The sequence below is a fragment of the Citrobacter sp. Awk 2 genome, from assembly GCF_028069815.1.
Classification (GTDB): domain Bacteria; phylum Pseudomonadota; class Gammaproteobacteria; order Enterobacterales; family Enterobacteriaceae; genus Citrobacter.
The window spans coordinates 17,206-30,951 of the sequence record NZ_JANEWL010000006.1; the positions used below are offsets into that span (position 1 = coordinate 17,206).

Annotated in this window: 14 protein-coding genes; 8 read left to right on the forward strand and 6 right to left on the reverse strand. The window is 54.5% G+C overall.

Annotated elements, in window-relative coordinates; genetic code table 11:
• The 5 genes from hycE to hycI are packed head-to-tail and all read left to right on the forward strand — an operon-like array spanning window position 1 to window position 3,899.
• The gene (gene hycE / locus NNO02_RS02900; protein WP_271454171.1) at window positions 1–1,710 is read left to right on the forward strand and encodes a formate hydrogenlyase subunit HycE; all 1,710 of its coding nucleotides are present in this window, start codon (window positions 1–3) and stop codon (window positions 1,708–1,710) included.
• A gap of 9 nt (window positions 1,711–1,719) precedes the next feature.
• Complete coding sequence (gene hycF, locus NNO02_RS02905; protein ID WP_271449792.1) at window positions 1,720–2,262, forward strand: formate hydrogenlyase subunit HycF; 543 nt, start codon at window positions 1,720–1,722, stop codon at window positions 2,260–2,262.
• A complete protein-coding gene (gene hycG / locus NNO02_RS02910; protein ID WP_271449793.1) occupies window positions 2,262–3,029 on the forward strand; it encodes a formate hydrogenlyase subunit HycG in 768 nt (255 codons plus the stop codon). The genes hycF and hycG overlap by 1 nt, the downstream gene beginning before the upstream one ends.
• Window positions 3,026–3,436: a formate hydrogenlyase maturation HycH family protein gene (locus NNO02_RS02915; protein ID WP_069324564.1), complete on the forward strand. Its 411-nt coding sequence runs from the start codon at window positions 3,026–3,028 to the stop codon at window positions 3,434–3,436. Before hycG ends, NNO02_RS02915 begins: the two co-directional genes overlap by 4 nt.
• Window positions 3,429–3,899 (forward strand): hydrogenase maturation peptidase HycI, encoded by a 471-nt coding sequence (gene hycI / locus NNO02_RS02920; protein ID WP_271454172.1) that lies wholly within the window; start codon window positions 3,429–3,431, stop codon window positions 3,897–3,899. Before NNO02_RS02915 ends, hycI begins: the two co-directional genes overlap by 8 nt.
• Before the next feature lie 58 nt (window positions 3,900–3,957).
• Here hycI and NNO02_RS02925 read toward each other — a convergent pair whose 3' ends face one another.
• Both NNO02_RS02925 and NNO02_RS02930 read right to left on the reverse strand, forming a co-directional pair.
• Complete coding sequence (locus NNO02_RS02925) at window positions 3,958–4,197, reverse strand: SymE family type I addiction module toxin (RefSeq protein WP_271454173.1); 240 nt, start codon at window positions 4,195–4,197, stop codon at window positions 3,958–3,960.
• 36 nt (window positions 4,198–4,233) lie between these two features.
• Entirely contained in the window at window positions 4,234–4,602 is a 369-nt protein-coding gene (locus NNO02_RS02930) for a hypothetical protein (protein WP_271454174.1), read from the reverse strand.
• A 14-nt stretch (window positions 4,603–4,616) separates the two neighbouring features.
• Between NNO02_RS02930 and hydN the strand changes: the two genes are divergently transcribed.
• Both hydN and hypF read left to right on the forward strand, forming a co-directional pair.
• Window positions 4,617–5,162, forward strand: coding sequence for an electron transport protein HydN (gene hydN / locus NNO02_RS02935; protein ID WP_003037366.1), 546 nt, complete (start codon window positions 4,617–4,619; stop codon window positions 5,160–5,162).
• Window positions 5,163–5,301: 139 nt separating this feature from the next.
• Window positions 5,302–7,542 carry a carbamoyltransferase HypF gene (gene hypF, locus NNO02_RS02940; protein WP_271454175.1) on the forward strand — a complete coding sequence of 747 codons (2,241 nt, stop codon included), beginning with the start codon at window positions 5,302–5,304 and terminating at the stop codon, window positions 7,540–7,542.
• Window positions 7,543–7,699: 157 nt separating this feature from the next.
• Here the strand turns inward: hypF and norW are convergent, their stop codons facing one another.
• Both norW and norV read right to left on the reverse strand, forming a co-directional pair.
• The gene (gene norW, locus NNO02_RS02945) at window positions 7,700–8,833 is read right to left on the reverse strand and encodes an NADH:flavorubredoxin reductase NorW (RefSeq protein ID WP_271454176.1); all 1,134 of its coding nucleotides are present in this window, start codon (window positions 8,831–8,833) and stop codon (window positions 7,700–7,702) included.
• Complete coding sequence (gene norV, locus NNO02_RS02950; protein WP_271454177.1) at window positions 8,830–10,278, reverse strand: anaerobic nitric oxide reductase flavorubredoxin; 1,449 nt, start codon at window positions 10,276–10,278, stop codon at window positions 8,830–8,832. The genes norW and norV overlap by 4 nt, the downstream gene beginning before the upstream one ends.
• A 191-nt stretch (window positions 10,279–10,469) precedes the next feature.
• Between norV and norR the strand changes: the two genes are divergently transcribed.
• Window positions 10,470–11,987 carry a nitric oxide reductase transcriptional regulator NorR gene (norR, locus tag NNO02_RS02955; protein WP_271454178.1) on the forward strand — a complete coding sequence of 506 codons (1,518 nt, stop codon included), beginning with the start codon at window positions 10,470–10,472 and terminating at the stop codon, window positions 11,985–11,987.
• On the opposite strand, the gene gutQ is transcribed toward norR, so the two are convergent.
• Together gutQ and srlR are read right to left on the reverse strand one after the other, a co-directional pair.
• Window positions 11,984–12,949, reverse strand: coding sequence for an arabinose-5-phosphate isomerase GutQ (gene gutQ, locus NNO02_RS02960; protein WP_137382783.1), 966 nt, complete (start codon window positions 12,947–12,949; stop codon window positions 11,984–11,986). The genes norR and gutQ overlap by 4 nt on opposite strands.
• Window positions 12,942–13,715: a glucitol operon DNA-binding transcriptional repressor SrlR gene (srlR, locus tag NNO02_RS02965; RefSeq protein ID WP_137382784.1), complete on the reverse strand. Its 774-nt coding sequence runs from the start codon at window positions 13,713–13,715 to the stop codon at window positions 12,942–12,944. The genes gutQ and srlR overlap by 8 nt, the downstream gene beginning before the upstream one ends.
• Window positions 13,716–13,746: the final 31 nt, after the last annotated feature.

Consider the following 13,746-nt stretch of genomic DNA (forward strand, 5'->3'; position numbering starts at 1 on the left):
ATGTCTGAAGAAAAATTAGGTCAACACTATCTCGCCGCACTGCACCAGGCCTTTCCGGGTGTGGTGTTGGATGAAGCCTGGCAGACCAAAGATCAGCTGACAATTACCGTCAAAGTGAACTATCTGCCTGAAGTGGTGGAGTTCCTGTACTACAAACAGGGCGGTTGGTTGTCCGTATTGTTTGGTAACGACGAACGCCAGTTGTGCGGTCATTATGCCGTTTACTACGTGATGTCGATGGAGCAGGGTACCAAGTGCTGGATAACCGTCCGCGTTGAAGTCGATGCCAATAAACTGGAATTCCCATCCGTTACGCCTCGCGTACCCGCAGCCGTCTGGGGTGAGCGTGAAGTGCGTGATATGTACGGTTTGATCCCTGTGGGTCTGCCGGATGAACGTCGTCTGGTCCTGCCGGATGACTGGCCGGACGAACTTTATCCGCTGCGTAAAGACAGCATGGATTATCGTCAGCGCCCAGCACCGACTACCGATGCCGAAACCTACGAGTTCATTAACGAGCTGGGCGACAAGAAAAATAACGTGGTGCCGATTGGCCCACTGCATGTGACCTCCGATGAACCGGGGCATTTCCGTCTGTTTGTTGATGGTGAGAACATCATCGACGCCGACTACCGCCTGTTCTATGTCCATCGTGGCATGGAAAAGCTGGCAGAAACCCGTATGGGTTATAACGAAGTGACATTCCTGTCGGACCGTGTTTGCGGCATCTGTGGTTTTGCCCACAGCACTGCGTATACCACGTCCGTTGAGAATGCGATGGGCATCGAGGTGCCGGAACGTGCACAGATGATCCGCGCCATTCTGCTGGAAGTTGAACGTCTGCACTCGCACCTGCTGAACCTCGGTCTTGCCTGTCACTTTACCGGTTTCGATTCCGGCTTCATGCAATTCTTCCGTGTACGCGAAACGTCCATGAAAATGGCGGAAATTCTCACCGGGGCGCGTAAAACGTACGGTCTGAACCTGATCGGCGGGATCCGTCGTGACCTGCTGAAAGAGGACATGATCCAGACCCGTCAACTGGCGCAGCAAATGCGTCGTGACGTACAGGAACTGGTCGACATGCTGCTCAGCACGCCGAACATGGAACAGCGTACCGTTGGCATTGGTCGTCTGGACCCGGAAATTGCCCGTGACTTCAGTAACGTTGGCCCAATGGTTCGCGCCAGCGGCCACGCGCGTGATACCCGCGCAGACCACCCGTTCGTAGGCTACGGTCTGCTGCCGATGGAAGTCCACAGCGAGCAAGGTTGTGACGTCATTTCTCGTCTGAAAGTCCGTATCAATGAAGTCTATACCGCACTGAACATGATCGACTTTGGTCTGGATAACCTGCCGGGCGGTCCGCTGATGGTGGAAGGCTTTACCTATATTCCACACCGTTTTGCGCTGGGCTTTGCCGAAGCGCCACGTGGGGATGATATCCACTGGAGCATGACTGGCGACAACCAGAAACTGTACCGCTGGCGCTGCCGTGCAGCCACTTATGCTAACTGGCCGACGCTGCGTTACATGCTGCGTGGTAACACCGTTTCCGATGCTCCGCTGATTATCGGTAGCCTCGATCCTTGCTATTCCTGTACTGACCGTATGACCGTGGTCGATGTGCGTAAGAAGAAGAGCAAAGTCGTACCGTACAAAGAACTTGAGCGCTACAGCATCGAGCGTAAAAACTCGCCGCTGAAATAAGGAATCGCCATGTTTACCTTTATCAAAAAAGTCATCAAAACTGGGGCGCCGACGTCGTCGTATCCACTGGAACCGATTGCGGTCGATAAAAACTTTCGTGGTAAGCCGGAACACAATCCGCAGCAGTGCATTGGCTGCGCAGCCTGCGTTAATGCCTGTCCGTCCAATGCGCTGACGGTTGAAACCGATTTGGCCACCAATGAGTTGGCGTGGCAGTTCAATCTCGGACGCTGCATTTTCTGTGCTCGCTGCGAAGAAGTTTGCCCGACGGCGGCAATCAAGCTGTCGCAGGAATATGAGCTGGCGGTGTGGAAGAAAGAAGATTTCCTGCAGCAGTCTCGCTTTGCGCTGTGCAATTGCCGCGTCTGTAACCGCCCGTTTGCGGTACAAAAAGAGATTGATTACGCCATTGCGCTGCTGAAGCACAACGGTGACACCCGTGCGGAAAATCACCGTGAAAGCTTTGAGACCTGCCCGGACTGTAAGCGCCAGAAATGTCTGGTGCCGTCTGACCGTATTGAACTGACTCGCCATATGAAAGAGGCCAGCTGATGAGCAATTTATTAGGCCCACGTGATGCCAACGGTATTCCGGTACCGATGACGGTGGATGAATCCATTGCCAGCATGAAAGCGTCGCTGCTGAAAAGTATCAAGCGTTCAGCGTATGTTTACCGTGTGGACTGCGGGGGTTGCAATGGTTGCGAAATCGAAATCTTTGCGACACTTTCCCCACTGTTTGATGCTGAACGTTTCGGTATCAAAGTCGTCCCATCACCGCGTCATGCGGATATTCTGCTGTTTACTGGCGCGGTAACCCGTGCGATGCGCTCTCCGGCACTGCGCGCCTGGCAGTCTGCGCCAGACCCGAAGATTTGCATCTCCTACGGAGCCTGCGGTAACAGCGGTGGTATTTTCCACGACCTATACTGCGTATGGGGCGGCACCGACAAAATTGTACCGGTGGATGTGTATATTCCGGGCTGTCCTCCGACGCCTGCGGCAACACTGTACGGTTTTGCGATGGCGCTTGGCCTGTTGGAACAGAAAATTCATGCACGTGCGCCGGGCGAACTGGACGAACAACCTGCTGAAATTCTGCATCCGGATATGGTTCAACCGCTGCGCGTGAAGGTGGATCGCGAAGCGCGTCGTCTGGCAGGTTATCGCTATGGCCGCCAGATTGCAGATGATTATATGTTGCAGTTAGGTCAGGGTGAGCAGCAGGTGGCGCGCTGGCTGGAGACGGAAAACGATCCGCGTCTGACCGAAATCGTCACCCATCTTAACCATGTAGTCGAAGAGGCGCGTATCCGATGAGTGAAACGGTGGTGTTCAGTCAACTGAGCCGTAAGTTTATTGATGAGAACGATGCAACGCCCGCCGAGGCGCAGCAGGTTGTCTATTACAGCCTGGCGATTGGTCACCACCTGGGGGTCATCGATTGCCTGGAGGCGGCGTTAACCTGTCCATGGGATGAGTATCTGGCGTGGATTGCCACACTAGCCGAAGGCAGCGAAGCCCGACGTAAAATGGAAGGTGTGCCGAAGTACGGTGAAATCGTCATCGATTTTAACCATGTGCAAATGCTGGCGCGCGCGTTTGACGATGCACGCGCCGTGCAGACGCCGCAGCAACAGGAATGGAGCAAGCTGATGCTGAGTATGCTTCATGACATTCACCAGGAAAGCGCTATCTATCTGATGGTGAGGAGACACCGTGACTGACGTTTTATTATGTGTGGGTAACAGCATGATGGGCGATGACGGCGCAGGTCCGCTGTTGGCGGAAATGTGTGCCGCAAATCCTCAGGGCAACTGGGTTGTCATTGATGGCGGCAGCGCGCCGGAAAACGATATTGTCGCGATCCGTGAACTGCGCCCTGAGCGTCTGTTGATTGTGGATGCCACCGATATGGGGTTAAACCCCGGCGAGATCCGTATTATCGATCCTGATGATATTGCCGAAATGTTCATGATGACCACGCACAACATGCCGCTGAACTACCTGGTCGATCAGCTGAAAGACGATGTTGGTGAGGTGATTTTCCTCGGTATTCAGCCGGATATCGTCGGCTTTTACTACCCTATGACACAGCCAATCAAAGAGGCGGTTGAAACCGTGTATCAGCGATTAGCCGGGTGGAAAGGCCACGGTGGATTCTCTGAGTTAGAAGCCCCGGAAGACTAAACTGTGCCAGTGCCGGATGCATTGTGCGTCCGGCCTGTTTTACTTCTCGTACCCTCTGCTATTCCGTTGCTTGTTCAATAATTAATCTTCCCTGCATCACTGACACCTTCACTGCCGTACCGGTAGGAAACCCAGCCTGTTCCAGCCAGTCGCCATTCAGCGTTAACGAGGCGTGTCGGCTGATGCGTAGCGTGAAACCTGTCTTGCGATCTTCATGGCGTTTCCTGACATACCCCACGGTTAAACGGCGGATGGGCTTGGTGATTACCCCGGTTGTGTTGCCATTTTTATCCGACATGAACGCTTCCTTGTGCTGAATGGTTAAGACGAAAAACTACTGAATAAAATGCCAGTAAAAAAGCATGGGGGCAAACCTGAAACTGGAAGGGGGATTCCACATTGAGAATGCAATTAATGAAATGAAAGTATTTTGCGGGTAGATTTCATGGGCGATTTGCGTCGCGATTCGACGTCTTATCTTTATGCCGGGAGGTGGGGTTTTTACGTCGCCAAAAAGTTTCACCGGCGAGTTGATTGATCGCGACGCCATTGCTCCGTCAGTTTCACGTTGACCGCCGTCATTAGTCATCGTCACTAGTGACGATGACACCCCATACAGCACCAGCATAAAATAAAAATCCTTAAATAACAGTGAATTAAATTCTGGCACGATTTGTGTATGTTTCGGCAGATAATCTGTCATTGCTGGAGAATTTGATGAACCGTTTCATCATTGCAGACGCCAATAAATGCATTGGTTGCCGTACCTGTGAAGTGGCCTGCGTGGTATCCCATCAGGATAACCAGGACTGCGCATCGCTGACCCCTGAAACCTTTTTACCCCGCATTCACGTGATCAAAGGTGTTAATGTTTCCACGGCGACGCTGTGTCGTCAGTGTGAAGATGCGCCGTGCGCTAACGTCTGTCCGAATGGTGCAATCAGCCGTGATAAAGGCTTTGTCCACGTGATGCAGGAACGCTGCATTGGTTGTAAAACCTGCGTTGTGGCTTGCCCTTACGGTGCGATGGAAGTGGTTGTACGTCCGGTTGTGCGTAACAGCGGTGCGGGTCTAAATGTCCGTGCAGAAAAAGCCGAAGCCAATAAATGCGACCTGTGCCACCACCGCGAAGCGGGACCTGCCTGCATGGAAGTGTGCCCAACTCACGCGCTGATTTATGTGGATCGCAATAAACTCGAGCAACTGAGCGCCGAAAAACGTCGCCGTGCCGCGCTGGACTCTACCGCATCTTTGCTGTTCTGATATCTGAAAATCCGCGTAAAATACGTGCCTGATGGCGCGCAGCTTATCAGGCCTACAAGGGCGTCATGTAGGCCGGATAAGGCGAAGCCGCCATCCGGCAAACGGACATTTCAGGGATACAATACCGCGGGAATTCATCATGACAATAAACCACCACTCCGGCGTACAACTGCGTATTCGCGGCAAGGTTCAGGGCGTCGGATTTCGCCCCTTTGTCTGGCAACTGGCGCAGCGCCTGAACCTACACGGCGACGTGTGTAACGACGGTGATGGTGTGGTTGTGCGATTGCTGGACGATCCCGCGGCGTTTATTACCCAGTTGCATCAGCACTGCCCACCGCTGGCACGTATCGATAGCGTCGAAAGTGAGCCATTTGTCTGGACGCAGCGGCCAGCTGATTTCTCGATTCGACAGAGCGCGGGCGGAACAATGAATACGCAAATTGTCCCCGATGCCGCGACCTGTCCTGAATGCCTTGTTGAAATGAACACGCCCGGCGAACGTCGCTATCGCTATCCCTTTATCAACTGTACCCACTGTGGCCCACGCTTTACGATTATCCGCGCGATGCCGTATGACCGTCCGTTGACCGTCATGGCGTCTTTCCCGCTCTGTCCGCAGTGCGACAAAGAGTATCGCGATCCGTATGATCGTCGCTTCCACGCCCAGCCCGTTGCTTGCCCGGCATGCGGCCCGCATCTGGAATGGATCGGTACTGGTGTGCGTGCTGAAAAAGAAGATGCACTGCTGGCGGCGGTGGCACAGCTGAAAGCGGGCGGCATTGTGGCCGTGAAAGGCATTGGCGGATTTCATCTGGTCTGCGATGCCCGTAACGATAATGCCGTGGCCCGACTCAGGCAGCGCAAACACCGTCCGGCTAAGCCTCTGGCGGTAATGTTGCCCGATGATAACGGATTGCCAGAGGCCGCTCGTCGTCTGCTGACAACGCCCGCCGCGCCTATCGTGTTAGTGAATAAACACGATGTGGTTGCGCTCAGTGAGGAGATTGCGCCCGGGCTGACGGAAGTGGGGGTAATGCTACCTGCTAATCCATTACAGCACCTGCTGTTACAGGCACTGAACTGCCCACTGGTGATGACCTCCGGCAATCTCAGCGGCAGGCCACCGGCCATTACCAATGCGCAAGCTCTGGATGATTTGCGTGAGATTGCAGATGGGTTCCTGCTACACAACCGTGAAATTGTGCAGCGTATGGATGACTCCGTGGTACGTCAAAGCGGGGAAATGCTACGCCGCTCCCGGGGCTACGTGCCGGATGTGGTTGCGCTACCGCCGGGTTTTCGCGATGTGCCGCCGATGTTGTGTTTAGGCGCAGATTTAAAAAATACTTTCTGTCTGGTGCGTGGTGAGCAGGCGGTTATCAGCCAGCATTTGGGCGATCTTAGCGACGATGGTATTCAACATCAGTGGCGTGACGCGTTGCGCCTGATCCAGAATATTTATGACTTTACACCGCAGCGTATCGTCCATGACGCGCACCCTGGTTATGTTTCCAGCCAGTGGGCCAGCGAGATGAATCTGCCGACTGAAACGGTGCTGCATCATCATGCGCATGCTGCTGCGTGTCTGGCCGAGCACGGCTGGCCGCTGGACGGTGGCGATGTGATTGCCCTGACGCTAGACGGTATTGGCATGGGCGAAAACGGTGCGCTGTGGGGCGGCGAGTGTTTGCGGGTCAATTATCGTGAATGCGAACACCTCGGTGGCTTACCTGCCGTGGCACTGGCCGGCGGCGATCTGGCGGCAAAACAGCCGTGGCGCAATCTGTTGGCGCAGTGCCTGCGTTTTGTTCCTGACTGGCAGCGTTACCCGGAAACGGCAGTGTTGCAACAGCAAAACTGGCCAGTGTTGGCTCGCGCCATCGAGCGAGGGATCAATACCCCGCAGGCCTCATCGTGCGGACGGTTGTTTGATGCCGTTGCAGCCGCACTCCAGTGCGCGCCGGAATCGCTGAGCTACGAGGGGGAAGCGGCCTGTGCCCTGGAGGCGATGGCATCGCAATGTGCTGGCGTTGATCATCCTGTCACGGTGCCGCTTGATGGTAATCATCTGGACTTAGCGGCTTTTTGGCACCAATGGCTGAACTGGCAGGCCAAATCGACAGAAAGAGCGTGGGCGTTTCACGATGCGCTGGCGCGTGGGTTTGCCACTCTGATGCGGGAACAGGCTGAAGCGCGCAGGATTAAGACGTTAGTATTCAGCGGTGGCGTAATGCATAACCGCTTATTATCAGCCCGACTGGCATTTTACCTGGCCGATTTTACGTTATTGTTCCCGCAGCGTTTACCGGCGGGTGACGGTGGATTGTCATTGGGACAGGGTGTGATTGCCGCCGCGCGAGCGTTGGGGCAAAAATAAAAAAAGCCCCGGGACTGGCGGGGCAAGAAAAACATGTCGGGGCATACCGACAAGTGGCAACGCACGTCCATGTGCGTGAGGTTAATAAATCAGTAGCCGCGTTGCTGGATAAGGTTGTAGGTCGGATAAGGCGTAGCCGCCATCCGGCATCACAGATTTACACGGGCAACGTTTTCAGCAGCGCGAAGGCTTCTTTCATCCGGTCTTCACTCACGACAAACGCACACAGTTGGCCTTCGTCATTCATCCCTCTGGCGACCATCCCTTGCGCTTCGGCGGCAATATGCCAGTTCAGATCGCGACGCTGGGTTTCCCCTGCCAGGTGTAACGGCAGTTCCGGCGTTTTGACTTTTACCAGCATGGCGGGCAGTTTCAATGGCGCATTGCCGCCGAGCAGGTTTTTCGCCAGATACATGGCGCTCAGCTGAATCGGCTGCAGGAACGGGAGCACCTGACCGTTAATCTCCGCACAGTCGCCGAGAGCATAAATGTCCGGATGACTGGTTTGCAGGTAGCTGTCGACGCAAACGCCCCGATTGATGTTCAATCCAGCGCGACGCGCCAGTGCGGTTTCCGGACGCAGACCGGTTGCGGCGATTACCGCATCAACGTCGACACTACGGTGACGATCGAGCGTGGCGCGGATACCCGTGCTGGTTTTCTCCAGACCCTGCAGTTGCGATTTCAACAGCAGATGCACACCCATATCGGTCAGACGGTGCTGCAAACGGCTGCTGACTTCCGGCGGCATTAACGAGGCCAGAATGCTGGCGGCGTTATCGATAAGCGTCACCGCTTTGCCGGCACGACAGAAATCCATCGCCAGTTCGCTGCCAATCAAGCCACCGCCGACAATCAGTACCCGCTGGGCGTCACGCAGCTGTGTTTCACAAGCGCGGTACTCTTGCTGGCTATTCAGAGTAAGCATTAACTCACGCCCGGAAACAGGTGGCACAAAAGCCGATGCACCCGTTGCCAGTACCAGCTTGTCGTACTCCCACTGCTGCTCCTGGCTTTTCACCACGTGAGCATCCGCGTCGATATCAGTAACCCAGGTATGCGGAAACAGGCGTAAGTTAAACTGTTCGGCAAACTCCCCCGCCGACTGGCGGGTGAGGTCGTCTGCGCGCTGCGCCTGACTGATCACGTGGCTGAGATCGGGCTTGTTATACTCATCCATGCTGTCAGCGGCAATCAGGGTCAACGGAACCGTTGCATCCTGTTTACGGATATTTTTGACTAACTGGCGGGCGGCAAAGCCCGAACCAATAATGACAATTCCGCGGCTCATTTTGCCTCCGTTGCCAGTACGTCGAAGACGTCTTTACCTAATGAACATTCCGGGCACAGGAAGTTGTCCGGCACGTCGCTCCATGGTGTACCCGGTGCGACATCCTGCAGCGGCTCACCTTTTGCTGGATCGTAGATCCACTGGCAAACGCTGCACTGCATGCTCGGGCCGAGGTCCGCGGCAGCCGCAGCGGCACAGGCGCAGGCTTCTTCCTGGGCGACGGTTTTCACCTGGGTTTCCGGCAGCGGAGCAAGTGCCCACTGACGTGCAATTTCTCGACCGTGCTGGCGGCACAGTTCCAGCGCATCCTGGTCTGGACGCCATTTTGCTTTCAGGCTCAGTGACATTTCAAAACCCGCATCCTGCAGGCGAGTGGACAAACGGTCTACCGCACCGCCACTCCAGCCATGTGAACCGAAGGCGCTGGCGCGTTTGTTACGAAAACGTAGGCCGGTCATTTCTTCCACCAGACCCGCGATTTTCGGCATCATCACGTTATTCATGGTCGAAGTCCCTACCAGCACGCCTTTAGAGCGGAAGACGTTAGTCAGTACTTCGTTTTTATCGCTGCGGGCAACGTTGAAGATTTTCACCGCGACGTTCGGGTCCACTTCGTTGATGCCCTGGGCAATCGCATCGGCCATCATGCGGGTGTTGTTCGACATGGTGTCGTAGAAAATGGTGATGCGGTCTTCCTGGTAATCCGCCGCCCATTTCAGGTACATCTCCACGATTTGTGTCGGGTTGTCGCGCCATACCACACCGTGGGAAGTGGCAATCATGTCGACCGGCAAGTTGAAGCCGAGGATCTCGGTGATTTTCGGTGTGACCAGACGGCTGAACGGCGTCAGGATATTGGCGTAGTAGCGCTGACACTGTTCGAATAACTCCGTCTGATCCACTTCGTCGTTGAATAAGCGTTCATCACAATAGTGCTGGCCAAAGGCGTCGTTACTGAACAGTACCGCATCACCGGTCATGTAGGTCATCATGCTGTCCGGCCAGTGCAGCATCGGTGTTTCCACGAAGATCAGCTGTTTGCCGTTACCAATGTCCAGCGAGTCACCGGTTTTCACCACGTTAAAGTTCCATTCCGGGTGATGGTGGTGACCGTTGATGGAGTCAATGGCGTTGGCTGTGCAGTAAATCGGGGTATCCGGGATGCAGGACATCAGCTCGGTCAGCGCCCCGGCGTGGTCTTCTTCCGCATGGTTAATGATGATGTAATCGATATCTGCCAGGTCGATTTCACTGCGCAGGTTCTGGACGAATTCACGGCTAAACTTGTGGTCTACTGTATCGATCAGGACATTTTTTTCTTCACGGATAAGATAGCTGTTGTAGCTGCTGCCGCGCAGCGTTTTGTATTCGGTTCCGTGGAAATCACGAACTTCCCAGTCACGTTGGCCAACCCAATGAATGTTATTTTTAACCAGAATAGACATAGCAACCTCAGTAATTAATTTCGCGTTTTTCTAAAAAAGATGTTTTGCTTATTGCAGGTTGCGTGCCAACTTTTTATTTATTTGATTTATAACGATTTAATATTTATTGCCTACAAGGTGGTAGTCAAAATGACTATTCATTTCATTGTCAATATGACAATATGAATTGTCAAAATGACAATGAGGTGGTCATGAGCTTTTCTGTAGACGTGCTGGCGGGCATCGCCATTGAATTACAAAGCGGTATTGGGCATCAGGACCGTTTTCAACGCCTGATCACGACGTTACGTCAGGTGCTGGAGTGCGATGCGTCGGCATTGTTGCGCTATGAATCCCGACAATTTATTCCGCTGGCGATCGATGGACTGACGCAGGATGTTCTCGGCAGGCGCTTTACGCTGGAGGGGCACCCACGGCTGGAGGCGATTGCCCGTGCCGGGGATGTGGTGCGTTTCCCCGCCGACAGCGATTTGCCCGATCCTTATGATGGGTTGATCCCCGGTCAGGAGAGCCTGAAGGTGCATGCCTGTATCGGATTGCCGCTGTTTGCCGGACAAAGTCTGATCGGGGCGCTCACGCTGGATGGCATGGAACCCGATCAGTTCGATGTGTTCAGTGATGAAGAGCTTAGGCTGATTGCTGCGCTGGCGGCGGGCGCGCTCAGTAATGCGCTGCTGATTGAGCAACTGGAAAGCCAGAACATGCTGCCAGGCTCGTCAACGGCCTTCGAGCAGGTGAAAGAAACGCAAATGATTGGCCTGTCGCCCAATATGATGCAACTGAAAAAAGAGATCGAGATTGTTGCGGGCTCCGATCTCAATGTTTTGATCAGCGGTGAGACGGGAACCGGGAAAGAGCTGGTGGCGAAGGCCATCCACGAAGGTTCGCCGCGTGCGGTAAATCCACTGGTGTATCTGAACTGCGCAGCGTTGCCGGAAAGCGTGGCAGAAAGCGAGCTGTTTGGTCACGTCAAAGGGGCGTTTACCGGGGCTATCAGCAACCGTAGCGGGAAATTTGAAATGGCGGACAACGGTACGCTGTTTCTGGATGAGATAGGTGAATTGTCGCTGGCGCTACAGGCCAAGTTGCTGCGCGTATTGCAGTACGGGGATATTCAGCGCGTGGGGGACGATCGCAGTCTGCGCGTTGACGTACGCGTGCTGGCAGCAACCAACCGCGATTTGCGTGAAGAGGTGCTGGCCGGGAATTTCCGCGCGGATTTGTTTCATCGCCTGAGCGTCTTTCCTCTTTCTGTGCCACCACTGCGCGAACGCGGTGAGGACGTTGTTTTGCTGGCGGGATATTTTTGCGAGCAATGTCGGCTGCGACTGGGACTTTCCCGCGTGGTGTTAAGTGGCGGTGCGCGTAGCCATTTGTTGAACTACGGCTGGCCGGGAAACGTTCGTGAACTGGAACATGCTATTCACCGCGCCGTGGTGCTGGCAAGGGCGACAAGGGCAGGGGATGAAGTGGTTCTGGAAGCGCAGCATTTTGCTTTACAGGATGACAGTTCCGTCCCGCCGCCGGAGGTTCTTCCCGAGGTTCCGCTGCATCAGAACCTGCGTGAGGCAACAGAATCTTTCCAACGGGAGATGATTCGCCGGGCACTGGCGCAGAATAATCACAGTTGGGCGGCAAGTGCGCGGGCGCTGGAAACAGACGTCGCCAACCTGCACCGGCTGGCGAAGCGTCTTGGACTTAAGGATTAAATAATCCCTGCCTGATAGAAATCCTGCAGGTTGATAGCGCCGGTGAGTTTACCGTTTTCATCCACCACCGGCGCTGCGGTGATTTTGCGCTTCATCAGGACTTCCTTGGCATCAATCGCTCGGCTCTGCGCCTGCAGCGTGACGCCATTATGGGTCATCGCTTCGCTTACCTGAGTCGTAAGTGCGCCACCGCCGACCAGCCAACGGCGCAGGTCTCCGTCGGTAAAGACACCTTTCACCAGCGATTGATCGTCGCAGACCGCTACCAGGCCCAGACCTGTGCGACTCAGTTCCAGCATGGCATCCATGACGCTGGTAGTGAGCGTTACCTGTGGTACAGCATCGTCACGGCGCATCAGGTGATGCACTTTATTTAACAGACGTGCGCCCAGCGCACCGGCCGGATGGGAACGGGCAAAATCTTCTTCGTTAAACCCACGAGCCTGCATCACGGCTATCGCCAGCGCATCGCCCATCATCAGCGTGTTGACGGTGCTGGAGGTTGGCGCCAGGCGCATCGGGCAGGCTTCACGCTCTACTGAAATATCCAACACCGCTTTGGCTGCCAGGCCCAGTGGCGAAGTTGGTTTTCCGGTCATTGCCAGCAGGGTGACGGATTTGTCTTCCAGGCGTGGAATGATGAGATCCAGCTCCTTAGCCCCGCCAGAGTAGGAGATAAACAGCATGACATCGCGACTTTCAATCATTCCTAAGTCGCCGTGCAGCGCTTCTGCCGGATGCACAAAAAAGGCGGGCGTGCCGGTACTGGCGAGGGTTGCCGCGATTTTTTTGCCAATATGGCCTGACTTGCCAATCCCGGAAACAATCACTTTGCCTTCACAGTGGATGATAGTATTGGCGGCCCGAACAAAATCATCGCCCAGTCGCTCTGGCAGTCGACTGGCTTCCTGTAATTCCAGCATTAACGTCTGACGGCCCGCGTTCAGTAGTGCATCACTCATTGGTCTCTCCGGTTATAATCACTTCAATCCCTTTTGCTTCCAGCGCCTGACGAAACGCAGGGTTAATACCCGCATCGGTAATCAATTTGTCGACGCTTTCCAGACTGCACACAACATTGGGACTTTTGCGCCCAAATTTTGACGAGTCAGCCATCAGAATGACTTCGCGAGCGGCATTGCACATCGCTTTACTGACGCTAAACACCTCATTAAATGTGGTTACGCCGGCATTGAGATCGATGCCGTCGGTGCCCATGAAGAGTTTATCAAAGCTGAACTGCTCAAAGGCATTTTCTGCCAGCTGTCCGTGAAATGACGCAGATTTTTTACGGAATGTCCCGCCGGGCATCAGGATGGTTTGCTCGTTGTCCAGCTCCGAAAGCGCATTAACAATGTGCAGGCTGTTGGTCATGACGGTGATGTTGCTAAAGCGGCTGAGCATCGGCACCATCTGCAGCACCGTACTGCCTGCATCCAGAATAATGGAGTCGCCATCGTGAATAAAGCGAACGGCGGCTTCGGCTATTTGCTCTTTTTTATGCGTGTTGATCAGCGTCTTGTGATCGATTGGCGGGTCAGATTCGTCTTTATTCAATACTACGCCGCCATAGGTGCGAATGACGGTTCCGGCATTTTCCAGAGTGACCAGATCCTTACGAATGGTCGTACCGGTGGTGTCAAAGTAGTGGGCCAGTTCTTCAACCGAGCATTTTCCCTGCTTTTGCAAGTGCTCCAGTATGGCAGCCTGACGCTGACGAGGTTTCATAGGCGTGATTACCCTGACTTAATAAGTTGCA

Excerpts from the sequence above, each read along its gene's own strand:
- hycE (WP_271454171.1), top strand. The coding sequence starts at position 1 with ATGTCTGAAGAAAAATTAGGTCAACACTATCTCGCCGCACTGCACCAG.
- hycF (WP_271449792.1), top strand. The coding sequence starts at position 1,720 with ATGTTTACCTTTATCAAAAAAGTCATCAAAACTGGGGCGCCGACGTCG.
- hycG (WP_271449793.1), top strand. The coding sequence starts at position 2,262 with ATGAGCAATTTATTAGGCCCACGTGATGCCAACGGTATTCCGGTACCG.
- NNO02_RS02915 (WP_069324564.1), top strand. The coding sequence starts at position 3,026 with ATGAGTGAAACGGTGGTGTTCAGTCAACTGAGCCGTAAGTTTATTGAT.
- NNO02_RS02925 (WP_271454173.1), bottom strand. The coding sequence starts at position 4,197 with ATGTCGGATAAAAATGGCAACACAACCGGGGTAATCACCAAGCCCATC.
- NNO02_RS02930 (WP_271454174.1), bottom strand. The coding sequence starts at position 4,602 with ATGACAGATTATCTGCCGAAACATACACAAATCGTGCCAGAATTTAAT.
- hydN (WP_003037366.1), top strand. The coding sequence starts at position 4,617 with ATGAACCGTTTCATCATTGCAGACGCCAATAAATGCATTGGTTGCCGT.
- hypF (WP_271454175.1), top strand. The coding sequence starts at position 5,302 with ATGACAATAAACCACCACTCCGGCGTACAACTGCGTATTCGCGGCAAG.
- norW (WP_271454176.1), bottom strand. The coding sequence starts at position 8,833 with ATGAGCCGCGGAATTGTCATTATTGGTTCGGGCTTTGCCGCCCGCCAG.
- norV (WP_271454177.1), bottom strand. The coding sequence starts at position 10,278 with ATGTCTATTCTGGTTAAAAATAACATTCATTGGGTTGGCCAACGTGAC.
- norR (WP_271454178.1), top strand. The coding sequence starts at position 10,470 with ATGAGCTTTTCTGTAGACGTGCTGGCGGGCATCGCCATTGAATTACAA.
- gutQ (WP_137382783.1), bottom strand. The coding sequence starts at position 12,949 with ATGAGTGATGCACTACTGAACGCGGGCCGTCAGACGTTAATGCTGGAA.
- srlR (WP_137382784.1), bottom strand. The coding sequence starts at position 13,715 with ATGAAACCTCGTCAGCGTCAGGCTGCCATACTGGAGCACTTGCAAAAG.